This window comes from Streptomyces sp. NPDC055506 (assembly GCF_053643595.1).
In genome coordinates, this window is the sequence record NZ_JBSHKH010000017.1 from 1 (window position 1) to 13419 (window position 13419).

The following is a 13419-nucleotide window of genomic DNA, read 5'->3' on the forward strand; positions in this document are numbered from 1 at the left end:
CGCAGCGACCAGGAATGGGTCCAACACTCACTCCTGCTCACTGAATAGGAACGGTCTGAGAGGCTGGAGGCATGCGCGAAGTTCAAGCCCGTGCGGGCACGGGACAGGTCATCGTCATCGGGGCGGGTATCGCGGGCCTGGCCGCCGCGCACCGGCTGCTGGAGCACGGGGCGCGGGTGACCGTGCTGGAGGCCTCCGACCGGGTCGGCGGCAAGCTGCTGCCCGGGGAGATCGCGGGCGCGCGCGTGGACCTCGGCGCCGAGTCGATGCTGGCCCGCCGCCCCGAGGCGGTGGCGCTCGCGCGCGAGGTGGGCCTCACCGACCGCCTCCAGCCCCCGGCCACCGCCACGGCCTTGATCTGGACCCGGGGCGCACTGCGCCCGATGCCCAAGGGACATGTGATGGGCGTCCCCGGCACCGCCGCCGCCCTGTCCGGCCTGCTGTCCGACGAGGGCCTGGCCCGCATCGAGCGCGACGCCGAGCTGCCCCGCACCGAGGTCGGCGACGACGTGGCGGTCGGGGAGTACGTGGCGGAGCGCCTGGGCCGCGAGGTCGTCGACCGCCTGGTGGAGCCCCTGCTGGGCGGCGTGTACGCGGGCGACGCCTACCGCATCTCGATGCGCTCGGCCGTCCCCCAGCTCTTCCAGGCCGCCCGCGCCCACACCTCCCTGACGGAGGGGGTCCGCGAGATCCAGGCGAAGGCGGCCGCCGACCGGCAGACCGGCCCGGTGTTCATGGGCCTTCAGGGCGGTGTGGGCACCCTGCCCCTCGCGGTGGCCGAGTCGGTCCGGGCCCGCGGGGGCGAGATCCTGACGGGGACGCCGGTGACGGAGCTGCGCCGCACCCCGGCGGACGGCGGGTGGCGGGTCGTCTCCGGTGTGCACGTGTGGCACGCGGACGCGGTGGTCGTCGCCGTCCCCGCCCCGGCCGCCGCCGCCCTGCTGCGCGCCGACAGCCCCGGGGCCGCCGCCGAGCTCGGCGCCGTCGAGTACGCCTCCATGGCCCTGATCACCCTCGCCTACCGCCGTGCCGAGGCGGCCCTGCCCGAGGGCAGCGGCTTCCTGGTGCCGCCGGTCGACGGGCGCACCATCAAGGCCTCCACCTTCGCCTCGCGGAAATGGGGCTGGATCGCCGAGGAGAACCCCGGCCTGCTCGTCCTGCGCACCTCCGTCGGGCGGTACGGCGAGACGGAGATCCTCGACCGCGACGACACCGACCTCGTGGAGGTCTCCCGGCGCGACCTGAAGGCGGCGACCGGACTGGACGCCACACCCGTCGCCACCCGCGTCACCCGCTGGGACGACGGCCTGCCTCAGTACCCGGTCGGGCACCACGCGCGCGTGGCCCGCGTCCGCGAGCACCTCGCCGGACTGCCCGGGCTCGCCGTGTGCGGCGCCCCGTACGACGGCGTCGGCATCCCGGCCTGCATCGCGAGCGCGTATGCCGCCGTCGACCAGATCCAGGGGGACCTGCGGGGTGTGGAGGAGCTCACCGCCCACCCGGTGCAGAGCCTGCACGGCGGAGCAGGAGAATGAGGACATGAGCAACGACGCCTCCACCCCCGAGACCGGCAGGATCCCGAACAAGGGCAAGCTGGCCAAGGACCTCAACGAGGTCATCCGCTACACGCTCTGGTCCGTCTTCAAGCTGAAGGACGTCCTCCCCGAGGACCGCGCCGGGTACGCCGACGAGGTCCAGGAGCTGTTCGACCAGCTCGCCGCGAAGGACGTGACGGTCCGCGGCACGTACGACGTCTCGGGCCTGCGCGCCGACGCCGACCTCATGATCTGGTGGCACGCGGAGACCAGCGACGCGCTGCAGGAGGCGTACAACCTCTTCCGCCGCACGAAGCTGGGCCGGGCGCTCACACCGGTGTGGTCGAACATGGCGCTGCACCGCCCCGCCGAGTTCAACCGCTCGCACATCCCGGCGTTCCTCGCCGACGAGACGCCCCGGAACTACGTGAGCGTATACCCCTTCGTGCGCTCCTACGACTGGTACCTGCTGCCCGACGAGGACCGCCGCCGCATGCTCGCCGACCACGGCAAGATGGCCCGCGGCTACCCGGACGTGCGCGCCAACACCGTCGCCTCGTTCTCCCTCGGCGACTACGAGTGGCTCCTCGCCTTCGAGGCCGACGAGCTCTACCGCATCGTCGACCTCATGCGTCACCTGCGCGCCTCCGAGGCCCGTATGCACGTCCGCGAGGAGGTCCCGTTCTTCACGGGCCGCCGCAAGGACGTGGCCGAACTGGTCGCCGGTCTGGCCTGATCAGCGCAGCCGTCGCTCGGCCCCGGGCTTCTCCGGGGCCGTCGACCGCGGCTCGGGCTCGGCGTGCGGTGCGCACTGCGCGCGCCGCCCCGGCAGCCGGCCCTCCAGCAGATACGCCTCCAGGTGGCCGTTGACGCAGGCGTTCGGACCGCCCGCCAGGCCGTGCGCGCCCGCGTTCCGCTCCGTCACCAGGACCGAGCCCGCGAGCCGGCGCCGGAGTTCCAGGGCCCCGTCGTACGGAGTGGCCGCGTCCCGCTCGGCGGCCAGGATCAGCGTCGGCGGCAGCTCGCCCGGCGCGGTGCCGACGTCGAGCGGCCGTTGCCGCGGCCCCCGCCAGTAGGCGCACGGCAGGTTCGTCCACACGTTGTCCCAGGTCTCGAACGGCGCCACCCGCGCGAGCCGGGTGTTGTCCCGGTCCCACACCCGCCAGTCCGTCGGCCAGGGGGCGTCGTTGCACTCGACGGCCAGGTACACCGCGCGGGTGTTCTCCGCCTCGGCGGCCGCTTCCGGATACCGGCTCGCCTGCTCCACCAGCGGCTTGGGATCGCCCTTGAGGTACGCCGAGAGCGCGTGCGCGAGGAGCGGCCACTGGTCGTCGTAGTACCCGGCCTGCAGGAACGCCTCCTGCAACTGCCCCGGCCCGACCTTCCCGCCGGCCGGCTCGGCCGCCAGCCGCGCGTTCGCCCGCGCGTAGCCTCGCTGCACCTCCCGTGCGGTCCTGCCCAGCCCGTACACGCCGTGGTGCCGGGCGATCCAGCTCCGGAAGTCGCGCCAGCGGCCTTCGAACGCCGCTGACTGGGCGAGGTTGTTGCGGTACCAGATCTCCGCCGGGTCGGGATCGACCACCGAGTCGAACACCATCCGCCGTACGTGCGAGGGGAACAGCGTCGCGTACACGGCCCCGAAGTAGGTGCCGTACGACGAGCCCAGGAACGTCAGCCGCGTCTCGCCGAGCGCGGCGCGCAGCACGTCGAGGTCGCGGGCGTTGTTCAGCGAGTGGTAGTGCCGCAGTGCGCTGCCGGCCCGCTCGGCGCAGCCGTGCGCGTATGCCTTCGCCTCCGCGACGCGCTCCCTCTTGAATGCCGCAGAGGGGTACGTCTGCGCCTGGGTGGGCGCCTTGAAGAACTGCCCGGGGTCCTGGCAGGACAGCGGCGCGGAACGGCCGACGCCGCGCGGGGCGTAGCCGACGAGGTCGTAGGCGGCCGCGATGCGCTTCCACTCGGGGAGCATTCCGACGACCGGGAAGTACAGGCCGGTGGCCCCGGGCCCGCCGGGGTTGTAGACCAGGGCGCCCTGCCGGGGGACCTTGCGCTTGCTGTTGTTCGGGTCCTTCTGGGTGGCCCGGGTCCGGCTGACGGCGAGCCGGATCTGCCGGCCGTTCGGCCGGGCGTAGTCCAGTGGGACGGTCACCGTGCCGCACCGCATGCCGCCCGGCAGGTCCTGCGCGTCGGCGCACGGGCCGAACCGGACACCGGACGCCTTCGCGCGCGCGGCGGCCACCGCGGTGCCGTACGGCTCGGGCGCGGCGGACCGGCCCTCGATGTCCGGGGCCGCGGTCAGGGCGCTCAACAGCAAGGACCCCGCTGCCGAGTAGAGGAGGGCGGCGGCTCTCATCGGATATCCCTTCGGTGCACGGTGGCGACAAAAGGGATGTTTGGTGCGGAGGTTGTGGAAGGCAAGCACCGTCCGCCGGTGTCGGCGTCAATGCTCCCGTGCGCCCCCGGCCCGTCCGCCGTGTGCCTCGCGGTGCGCGAAAGCGGCGCGCAGATCGGGTTCGCCTATCGCGCTCACTCCGCGTACGGCCACGGAGGTGAGGTACGTACGGTCGTCGGCGGTGCCGTCCGCATTCCGGGTCAGCGCGCCGAGCAGCCGCTGACCGGCCGGGGAGGCCCAGCGCGAGTACGGGTGGATCTCGACGCGCGCGACGGCGAGGCAGCTCAGGGTCAGGGTGAGCGGCAGGGCGAACCACAGGGCGATCAGATGGCGCGGCATGTCCGGCGGGGCGGGCGCCAGCAGTGCGGCGGCGCCGAGCCCGAGCACGGCGAGTGCCGCCACGCGCACCTGCCGGACCCCCGCCGCGACCGTGGTCCGGGCGCTGTCGGGCACCGCGAGGCCCGCGCGCACCAGCCCGTCGGCGATCCCGCGCACCGCGTCCGCCGTGGCGGCGGTGGCCCGCACCGGGGCGAGCCGGGACTGGCCCTCGGGGCCGATGGCCCCTATCACCGACCGCTCCATCGCGTCCCGGCCGCGCGGATCGACGACGGTCGCCCAGCCCGTGTGGGCCAGCAGCAGGCGCCGCTGACGCGCCATGGCGACGAGGGTCACGTCGGCGACCCGCCGGGGCCCGCCGGAGAGGAACGCGGCCTCGTACAGCGTGAGTTCATGGACCTGGCCGGTGTCCGTGTCGCCGGCCGCGGCGCGCACCGCGGCCAGGCACAGCCGTGTGCACGCCGTGCCCGCCACGGCCCAGGCCGTCAGCAGGAAAAGAACCCAGAGCATATGTTGTTTGTATGTGACACGGTCCCGAAAGCACCATGCCTCATCCACAATCCGGACGGAGTGTTGTCGGTATGTGACGTTCCGCTTCACTGTCCCGGCGGTGGGCGGAAGGCGGGCGGCGGGAGCGTCTGCGACGGGGCCGGGGTCGGGGCGGAGGCCGGGGGAGTGCTGCCGGCGGCCATGTCGCGGGCCACGGCGTCGTAGTCGACGTCGCCCGTCGCCTCCAGGGCCTTGATGTGGTCGAGGACGGTCATGGTGGCGTCGTCGGCGAGGTCGCGCACCAGGGAGTTGCGGGTGCTCGCGCGGACCTGGGCGGCGACCGGGAACAACTGGCCCTGCGCCAGCCGCAGCACGGTGGCGAACCGCCGGTCGTACTCCGCGCCCCGTGCCTCGTCCAGGGTGGCCAGCCACTGCCTCTGCTGGTCGTCGGGCGTGTCCGGCAGGGTGACGTTCAGCTGGGCGGCGGCGCCGCGGACCCGCTCGTCCAGGAACCGGTGCCCCTCGACCAGATGACGGCCTGCCTCCCGCACGTCCGGGGTGGTCCCCTTGGTCCGCGCCTGCCGCCCCGCGGACGGCTCCCACAGCCCGGCCAGCCGGGCCTTGACGAGGAACTCCTGGTCGAGTGAGGACAGCGGGCCGTAGCTCGTCCGCAACGTCTGCGCGCTCAGCGCGTCCGGCGCCGTCCCCGGCCGGTCGTACGGCCAGAGCGAGAAGACCAGCGCGGCGAGCGTCGCCGCGAGGCACATGACGATGAGCCCTGTGCCGCTGACGATGCCTCGGCCCTTGACGGGGGGTCGGGGTCGCATGGTGGTGCCTCCTGGTACGGCACCGCACGCTAGTGCGCTTCGGGTGCGGAATCGCCATGATACGGCGGGGTCTACGTCAACTGCCGTACACGGGCAAATGGTTGCATCGGGGCAGGACAGGGCGATCGGACGAGCCGCGTCCGGGTGCCTATAGATACAAACAGGCCTATATCGGCCCGCGGATTCCGGCGGACACGACCCCGGTGTTAGTCCCGGCACACTCGGGCGCGCAGCCGCGGGGCCGGGCGACTAGCCCACCCGGGTCCTCTGGGCCGCCCGGACGCCGTCGCGGCGGTGTGCCCCGTGGCCGCCGACCTCCCGATGGGCCATGTTGCTGACCGTCGAGCCGATCGGGCTCCGGCCGGACGCGAAGGAGGCCCCGCGGTGGGTGAGCTGTACATCGACGGCGAGTGGACACAGGCCACGGCCGGTGGACGGCGGGAGGTGGTCAACCCCTACGACGCCTCCGTCGTCACCACCGTCGACGAGGCCGACGCCGCCGACGTGGACCGCGCCGTACGCGCCGCCCGGCGTGCCTTCGCCGAGGAGGACTGGGCGAACGCCCCCACCCGCCGCCGCGCCGACCTGCTGCTGCGCGTCCACGACCTGCTGCTGCGCGACCAGGAGGAGATCGCCCGCACTGAGACCCTCGACACCGGCAAGACGCTGGCCGAGGCCCGCATCGACGTGGAGGACGTGGCCAACGCCTTCCGCTACTTCGCCGAACTCGCGGGCAAGGACGGCGGCCGGGTCGTCGACGTCGGCCCCGACGTCCTCAGCCGCGTCGTCTACCAGCCGATCGGCGTGTGCGCGCTCATCGCCCCCTGGAACTACCCGCTGCTCCAGGCCTCCTGGAAGGTGGCTCCGGCGCTGGCCGCCGGAAACACCTTCGTCCTCAAGCCCAGCGAGATCACACCGCTCACCACCATCGCCATGGTCCGGCTCATCGAGGAGGCCGGCGCCCCGCCCGGCGTCGCCAACCTGGTGCTGGGTTCCGGGGCGACCGTCGGCGCGGCCCTGACCAGCCACCCCGACGTGGACATGGTGTCCTTCACCGGCGGCCTCAACACCGGACGGTCCATCATGTCCAGCGCCGCCGAGGGGCCGCGGAACATCGCCCTGGAACTGGGCGGCAAGAACCCCAACATCGTCTTCGCGGACGCCGACTTCGACGCAGCCGTCGACTACGCGCTGGACGCCGCCTTCCTGCACTCCGGGCAGGTCTGCTCGGCCGGTTCGCGCCTGCTCGTCCAGGACTCCCTGCACGACAGATTCGTCGACGCCTACGCCGACCGCGCCCGGGCGATCCGGCTCGGCAACGGCCTGGAGGAGGGCACCGAGAGCGGCCCGCTCAGCTCCGCCGAGCACCGTGAGAAGGTCGAGGGCTACATCGCCATCGGCAAGGAGGAGGGCGCCCGGCTGGTCACCGGCGGCGTCCGCCCCGACGACCCCGCCCTGAGCCGTGGCTTCTTCCTGCTGCCGACGATCTTCGCCGACTGCGACCGGTCCATGCGCATCGTCCAGGAGGAGATCTTCGGCCCGGTCGTCACCGTCGAGCGCTTCCGCACCGAGGACGAGGCGGTGGAACTCGCCAACGACACCCGCTACGGCCTGGCAGGTGGCGTGTGGACCTCCGACGTGAGCCGCGCCCAGCGCGTCGCGCAGCGGCTGCGGCACGGCACCGTGTGGATCAACGACTTCCACCCCTATGTGCCGCAGGCCGAGTGGGGCGGCTTCGGCCGCTCCGGCGTCGGTCGCGAGCTGGGCCCCACCGGGCTGCGCGAGTACCAGGAGGCCAAGCACATCTACCAGAACCTCGCCCCCGCCCCCTCCGGCTGGTTCAAGGGCTGACCCTCCGGCAGCAACCGCCCGCCCGTGGCGCACCGAACGACAAAGAAAGCAGGGCACCGCATGGCCCCCACACCCGCGCACGGCGCCGAGTCCGCCTACGACTACGTCATCGTCGGCGGCGGCACCGCCGGCTGCGTGCTCGCCGCCCGGCTGAGCGAGGACCCCGACTGCCGCGTCTGCGTCATCGAGGGCGGCCCCAGCGATGTCGGCGACGAGCGCATCCTGCGCCTGCGCAACTGGATCAACCTGCTCGGCTCGGAGTTCGACTACGGCTACACCACCGTCGAACAGCCCCGCGGCAACTCGCACATCCTGCACTCACGGGCCCGTGTGCTCGGCGGCTGCTCCTCCCACAACACGCTGATCAGCTTCCTGCCGCTGCCGCAGGACCTCGACGACTGGGTGGCCCGCGGCTGCCCCGGCTGGGACCCGGCGACGATCCTCCCCTACCGGGACCGGCTGCGCACCCACATCGTCCCGGTGGCCGAGGGCGACCGCAATCCCATCGCCAAGGACTTCGTCACCGCGGCCACCCGCGCCCTCGGCGTCCCCGTCGTAGACGACTTCAACGCCGAACCCTTCGCCGAAGGCACCGGCTTCTTCTCGCTGGCCTACGAGCCGGAGGGCAATCTGCGCTCCTCCGCCTCCGTGGCCTATGTGCACCCGGTCATGGACCGGCCCAACCTCACGCTCCTCCTGGAGACCTGGGCACACCGGCTGCTCACCGACGAGTCGGGACGGCTGACCCGGGTCGCCGTCCGCAGCGCCGACGGGGAGCCCGCCACCGTGCGCGCCGAACGCGAACTCCTGCTGTGCGCCGGAGCCGTCGACACCCCGCGTCTGCTGATGCTCTCCGGCATCGGCCCGGCCGACGACCTGCGCAAGCTGGGCATCGACGTACGGGCCGACCTGCCCGGCGTCGGCGAGAACCTGCTGGACCACCCCGAGTCCGTGATCGTCTGGGAGACCGACGGCCCGCTGCCGCCCAACTCCGCGATGGACTCCGACGCCGGCCTGTTCCTGCGCCGCGACAAGGGCCAGCCGCGCCCCGACCTGATGTTCCACTTCTACCAGGTGCCGTTCACCGTCAACACCGAACGCCTGGGCTACCCGGCGCCGCAGCACGGGGTGTGCATGACGCCGAACGTGCCGCGTGCCCGGTCCACCGGCCGCATGTGGCTGCGCAGCGCCGACCCCGCCGAGCATCCCGCCCTGGACTTCCGGTACTTCACCGACCCGGAGGGGCACGACGAGCGCACCATCGTGGACGGTCTGAAGATCGCCCGCGAGGTCGCCGCCACCGCCCCGCTGCGCGACTGGCTCGTCCGCGAGGTCGCCCCCGGCCCGGACGTCGTCTCCGACGCCGACCTGTCGGAGTACGGCCGCCGCGTGGCACACACCGTCTACCACCCCGCGGGCACCTGCCGCATGGGCGCCCCGGACGATCCGCTGGCCGTCTGCGACCCCGAGCTGAGACTGCTCGGCGTCGAGGGCGTGCGGATCATCGACGCGTCGATCTTCCCGACCATGCCCACGATCAACCCCATGGTGACCGTCCTGCTCACCGCCGAACGCGCCGCCGACCTGATCAGCGGCCGCACCCCGGCCGCGGAACGGAGGGCCGGACAGTGAGCGCCGCACAGCCTCCCGCACCGGCCGCCGGCACCCCCGGAGGGGAGCCCGGCTCGGAGTTCCGCAAGGACATGAGCCCCTGGGCCAACTTCGCCCTCGGCTTCACCTACCTCTCCCCGGTGGTGGGCACCTACACCCTCTTCGGCATCGCGATCGCCGACGGCGGACCGCCGATGATCTGGGCGTTCCTGATCGCTGGCTGCGGCCAGTTCCTCGTCGCGCTGATCTTCGGCGAGATCGTCGCCCAGTACCCGATCGCGGGCGGTGTCTACCCCTGGGCCCGGCGGCTGTGGGGCAAGCGCTGGGCATGGATGACCGGCTGGGTGTACATGTGGGCGCTGCTGGTGACCATCACCTCCGTCGCCTACGGCGCCGGCCCCTACATCGCCATCCTCTTCGGCTTCAGAGCCACCGTGCACACCACCGTGCTGTGCACCGCCGTGCTCATCGTCGTCGCCATCCTCATCAACTACATGGGCACCAAGGCACTGTCGACGGCGGCGCTCATCGGTTTCGCCGGCGAACTCATCGGCGCCCTCGTCGTCGGCGTCTACCTGCTGGCCACCCACCGCCACCACGGCCTCGGCGTCATCTTCGACACCTACGGCGTCGAGGGAGACGGCTCCTACCTGCCGGCGTTCCTGGCAGCCGGCATCATCGGCCTCTACCAGTACTACGGCTTCGAGGCGTGCGGCGACACCGCCGAGGAGGTCGCCCACCCGGGCCGGGTCATCCCCCGCGCGATGCGACGCACCATCTACATCGGCGGCTCGGCGGCCACGTTCACCTGCATGTCGCTGCTGCTGTCGGTCACGGACTTCAACGCGATCATCTCGGGAGAGCAGGCCGACCCGGTGGTGGACGTGCTGTTCGACGCGATGGGCGAGACCGGGGCGCGGATGGTGATGGCCGTGGTCCTGATCTCCTTCCTGTCCTGCACGATCAGCCTCCAGGCCGCGGCCGGGCGGCTCATCTACTCCTACGCCCGTGACGAGATGATCGTCGGGCACCGGCTGCTGCGGCAGTTCGTCCACGCCCGTGCGGTGCCGAGCTGGGCGCTGTTCGTGTCCGCGGCGGTGCCGCTGATCATCGCCTTCGCCTCACTGCTCTCCGAGGATGCCCTCACCAACATCGTCTCGTTCGCGATCCTCGGCATCTACGGCTCGTTCCAGATGGTGGTCCTCGCCGCGCTGCGCGCCCGGCTCAAGGGCTGGCGCCCGGCGGGCGAGTTCACCCTGGGCCGCTGGGGCCTCACGGTGAACATCGCGGCGCTGGTCTACGGCATCCTCGCCATCATCAACATCTGCTGGGCCCGCTCCCCGGAGAAGTCCTGGTGGGAGAACTGGATCGTCCTGCTGTGCGGCGGCGTGGTGCTGGGGACGGGCCTGCTCTACATGTTCACGACGCACCACTACGGCCGGGGCGACGCTCCGGCAGGCGACGCGGTACCGGAGAAGCAGCTCTAGGGGTTCCTTTCTTGGAGTGGGGCTCCCTCAACGCCGCAGCAGGACCCTGCGGGTGGCGCGAGCGAGTCGCTGGGCCGGGCGCCGGGAGCGCGGAGCCGGGCCCGACCGCTCCAGCCACCACTCCCGCAGTTCCCGCCGCGCCTGCGCGTCCCCGGGCCGCCCGGCGGACAGCAGGTGCTCGGCGAAGGTGAGGGCGTCGCGTCGGTAGCCGTCGGTCATCGGGTGGGTCTGGGCGTACCCGAGGAAGGCGGTGCGGTAGTCCTCCCCGAGGATCACCGGCAGCTCGGGCGCGACCTTCCCCACGACATCCGCCCGCTTGGCGGCGAGCGCCCGCGCCTGTACGCCGACCCGTACCCGGTCGAACCCCTCGGGCACGGGCGTCCCCGCGACCAGCGCGGACAACAGCGCGGCCTGCGCGAGCCCCACCCGCTCCCGTGCACCGGGGTGGGGCAGGTCGAAGGCGCCCCGTGTCGCCCCGACCGCCCCGGTCTCTCGGCCCCGCTTCCCGGCGCTGCCACCGCCGAGCAGCTCGCCTTGTGCGCCCGCGGCCCCATCGCCCCACCGCCCGGCCCTGGCGCCCTCGAGCTGCTCGGCTTCGGCGCCCGCATGCGGCTCGCCGCCGGCGTCCCGGGCCGCTTGGGCCCGCTGCCCGGCGTTGCCACCCGCGAGTGGTTCGCCCTGGGCGTTCCGGGTCTCGCTGCCCCGTCGCCGGGCGTCGGCCCCCGGCGGCGGCTCGGCTTCGGTGCCCCCGGCCCCCTCCCGTCGCGCAGCCACGTCACCCGCCGTGCGGAGTTCCGTCTTCACGCGCTCGACGGCACCCGTCTCCAACGCCCGCCGGATCGCGCCCAGCTCCCGCTCCAGTTCCGCCGGTTCCGGGAAGTTCTCGTCACGTTCCAGGAGGACGCCCGGTGGGCAGACGCGGGAGGCGAGGTCGGTCAGGATGTCGAGGACCGGCCGGGGGACGGGGTGGGCGTGGCTGTCGTGCCAGACGCCGTCGCGTTCGAAGCCGCCCGCGACATGGACGTAGGCGATGGCCTCGAGGGGCAGCTCGGCGAGGGCCTTGGCGGGGTCCTCGCCGCGGTTGACGTGGTTGGTGTGCAGGTTGGCCACGTCGATGAGGAGACGGACCCCCGTACGGTCGGCCAGCTCGTACAGGAACTGGCCCTCCGTCATCTCCTCGCCCGGCCAGGAGATCAGCGCGGCGATGTTCTCGACGGCCAGCGGCACCGGCAGTGACTCCTGCGCGATGCGGACGTTCTCGCAGAGGACGTCGAGGGCGTCCCGGGTCCGGGGAACGGGCAGCAGATGGCCCGCCTCCAGGCGCGGGGACGCCGTCAGCGCACCGCCCGCCCGGACGAACGCGATGTGCTCGGTGACCAGCGGCGAGCCGAGCGCCTCCACCCGCTCGGCCAGCGCGGCCAGCCGGTCCTCGTCGGGCCGGTCCGCGCCCCCGAGGCCCAGCGAGACGCCGTGCGGCACCACGGTGATGCCGCGTTCGCGCAGCCGCAGCAGCGATTCGGGCAGATGCCCGGGGCAGACGTTCTCGGCCACCGCCTCGACCCAGTCGATCCCCGGCATGCGCTCCACGGCGTCCGCGATCTCCGGCCGCCATCCGATGCCCGTCCCCAGTCGCTCCATTCGTCCCCCTCCTCCGCACGGCCCGATCCTCGAACGTGAGGGGGGTATGGCCCAGCCGCCCGGCCCCGAACCCTGCCAGGGACGCCTTCAGAGGAACATTTGAGGTTCACCGACGGAGGCACCGGGCTCGCGCCACCCCCTGATACGTCGTAGACCGGAACTGTGCCCGAAGGCAGCGAGCAGCCACAGCGCCCCGCGCGGAAGAGGGAGCCGGAGTCCGGGGCGGCCGGTGTCCGCCGGCTGCGGATCGGAGCAGGAGCCCTGCTCCTGGCCGTCGGCACGGCCTATTTCCTGCTGCCGCTCGAAGGGCTCGGCGCCGACCGCCCTTGGCTGGGCTGGCCGCTGTTCGCACTGTGCCTGACGCTCGTCGCCGCGCTGCTGCTGCGTCATGTGCGCGACGTGGTGCTGGAGAAGCCGCAGGCCCGGTCGGGCCTCATGATCTCGCTGCTCATGTGCCTGGCCGTGCTGGTCTTCTCGTCCGGCTACTACGCCCTCGCCCAGCAGCCGGGCCAGTTCGTCGGTCTGAGCACCCGCGTCGACGCGCTGTACTTCACCGTCGTCACGCTCGCGACCGTCGGCTACGGCGACATCACGCCGAGCGGACAGGAGGCCCGGATGGTGACCGTCCTGCAGATCCTGTACACGTTCGTCTTCCTCACCGCGGCGGCCACCGCGCTGACCCGTCGGCTGCACACGGTGGTCGCCGACCGGGACCGGCGTCCGCCGCCGAACTGACCCGGCCGGTGCCTACGCCGTGCTGGAGGAGCGGTAGTTGAACACCGACCACAGGACGAACAGACCGGTCACGATCATGATGATCGACCAGAACGGCTGGTACGGCAGCCAGATGAAGTTCGCGATCAGCGCCAGCCCGACCACGCAGGCGCCGGCGACCCGAGCCCAGGTGGCGCCGGTGAACAGGCCGAGCCCGGCCAGCACCACGAGCACCCCGACGACCAGGTGGATCCAGCCCCAGGCGGTCAGGTCGAACGCGAAGACGTACTCGCCGAAGCTCGTGTACACCTCGTCGTTCGCGATCGCCGCGATGCCCTGGAGCACCGCGAACAGGCCGTAGACGACCATCAGGGTGCCGCCGAGGGTGAGACCCCCGGCCGCCAAGGAATCGCCGCTGCCGGAGCCGCCGGGCGTCCGGTCGGAGGCTGGCGGGGTGGGGGGAGGGTGCGCTGCGCTGGTCATGGCTGCCTCCTGGGTCGGGCCGACTCGTAACCCCACTGGAGCACCCGCCCGCGACCGGC

The 13419-nt window shown here is 72.7% G+C and carries 11 protein-coding genes; 6 read left to right on the forward strand and 5 right to left on the reverse strand.

Translation table 11 applies throughout. The annotated features are described in order from the left end of the window. Positions 1-71: 71 nt before the first annotated feature. Positions 72-1535 carry a protoporphyrinogen oxidase gene (gene hemG / locus ACWIF2_RS09370; RefSeq protein WP_454359526.1) on the forward strand — a complete coding sequence of 488 codons (1464 nt, stop codon included), beginning with the start codon at positions 72-74 and terminating at the stop codon, positions 1533-1535. A 4-nt stretch (positions 1536-1539) separates the two neighbouring features. After that, positions 1540-2271 (forward strand): hydrogen peroxide-dependent heme synthase, encoded by a 732-nt coding sequence (gene hemQ, locus ACWIF2_RS09375; protein ID WP_454359527.1) that lies wholly within the window; start codon positions 1540-1542, stop codon positions 2269-2271. Here the strand turns inward: hemQ and ACWIF2_RS09380 are convergent, their stop codons facing one another. The 3 genes from ACWIF2_RS09380 to ACWIF2_RS09390 form a co-directional block, all read right to left on the reverse strand. Continuing rightward, a complete protein-coding gene (locus ACWIF2_RS09380; RefSeq protein WP_454359528.1) occupies positions 2272-3885 on the reverse strand; it encodes an alpha/beta hydrolase in 1614 nt (537 codons plus the stop codon). 87 nt (positions 3886-3972) lie between these two features. After that, a complete protein-coding gene (locus ACWIF2_RS09385) occupies positions 3973-4770 on the reverse strand; it encodes a TIGR04222 domain-containing membrane protein (RefSeq protein WP_454359529.1) in 798 nt (265 codons plus the stop codon). A gap of 86 nt (positions 4771-4856) precedes the next feature. Further along, positions 4857-5576, reverse strand: a complete 720-nt coding sequence (locus ACWIF2_RS09390; RefSeq protein ID WP_454359530.1) for a DUF4142 domain-containing protein — start codon at positions 5574-5576, stop codon at positions 4857-4859. Positions 5577-5960: 384 nt separating this feature from the next. Between ACWIF2_RS09390 and ACWIF2_RS09395 the strand changes: the two genes are divergently transcribed. The 3 genes from ACWIF2_RS09395 to ACWIF2_RS09405 are packed head-to-tail and all read left to right on the forward strand — an operon-like array spanning position 5961 to position 10525. After that, positions 5961-7427: an aldehyde dehydrogenase family protein gene (locus tag ACWIF2_RS09395; RefSeq protein WP_454359531.1), complete on the forward strand. Its 1467-nt coding sequence runs from the start codon at positions 5961-5963 to the stop codon at positions 7425-7427. Positions 7428-7487: 60 nt separating this feature from the next. After that, complete coding sequence (locus tag ACWIF2_RS09400) at positions 7488-9059, forward strand: GMC family oxidoreductase (RefSeq protein ID WP_454359532.1); 1572 nt, start codon at positions 7488-7490, stop codon at positions 9057-9059. Next, the gene (locus ACWIF2_RS09405; RefSeq protein WP_454359533.1) at positions 9056-10525 is read left to right on the forward strand and encodes an APC family permease; all 1470 of its coding nucleotides are present in this window, start codon (positions 9056-9058) and stop codon (positions 10523-10525) included. The genes ACWIF2_RS09400 and ACWIF2_RS09405 overlap by 4 nt, the downstream gene beginning before the upstream one ends. Before the next feature lie 27 nt (positions 10526-10552). Here ACWIF2_RS09405 and ACWIF2_RS09410 read toward each other — a convergent pair whose 3' ends face one another. Beyond that, on the reverse strand, positions 10553-12163 hold the full coding sequence (locus ACWIF2_RS09410) for a DUF692 domain-containing protein (RefSeq protein ID WP_454359534.1): 1611 nt from the start codon (positions 12161-12163) through the stop codon (positions 10553-10555). A gap of 240 nt (positions 12164-12403) precedes the next feature. On the opposite strand from ACWIF2_RS09410, the gene ACWIF2_RS09415 reads away from it, so the two are divergent. Then, entirely contained in the window at positions 12404-12898 is a 495-nt protein-coding gene (locus ACWIF2_RS09415; RefSeq protein WP_454359594.1) for a potassium channel family protein, read from the forward strand. Between the two features lie 12 nt (positions 12899-12910). Here ACWIF2_RS09415 and ACWIF2_RS09420 read toward each other — a convergent pair whose 3' ends face one another. Then, positions 12911-13360 carry a DUF7144 family membrane protein gene (locus ACWIF2_RS09420; protein ID WP_454359535.1) on the reverse strand — a complete coding sequence of 150 codons (450 nt, stop codon included), beginning with the start codon at positions 13358-13360 and terminating at the stop codon, positions 12911-12913. Between the last annotated feature and the right edge of the window lie 59 nt (positions 13361-13419).

Coding starts and splice junctions, on each gene's coding strand:
- ACWIF2_RS09380 (WP_454359528.1), bottom strand. CDS start 3,885: ATGAGAGCCGCCGCCCTCCTCTACTCGGCAGCGGGGTCCTTGCTGTTG.
- ACWIF2_RS09385 (WP_454359529.1), bottom strand. CDS start 4,770: ATGCTCTGGGTTCTTTTCCTGCTGACGGCCTGGGCCGTGGCGGGCACG.
- ACWIF2_RS09390 (WP_454359530.1), bottom strand. CDS start 5,576: ATGCGACCCCGACCCCCCGTCAAGGGCCGAGGCATCGTCAGCGGCACA.
- hemG (WP_454359526.1), top strand. CDS start 72: ATGCGCGAAGTTCAAGCCCGTGCGGGCACGGGACAGGTCATCGTCATC.
- ACWIF2_RS09420 (WP_454359535.1), bottom strand. CDS start 13,360: ATGACCAGCGCAGCGCACCCTCCCCCCACCCCGCCAGCCTCCGACCGG.
- hemQ (WP_454359527.1), top strand. CDS start 1,540: ATGAGCAACGACGCCTCCACCCCCGAGACCGGCAGGATCCCGAACAAG.
- ACWIF2_RS09400 (WP_454359532.1), top strand. CDS start 7,488: ATGGCCCCCACACCCGCGCACGGCGCCGAGTCCGCCTACGACTACGTC.
- ACWIF2_RS09410 (WP_454359534.1), bottom strand. CDS start 12,163: ATGGAGCGACTGGGGACGGGCATCGGATGGCGGCCGGAGATCGCGGAC.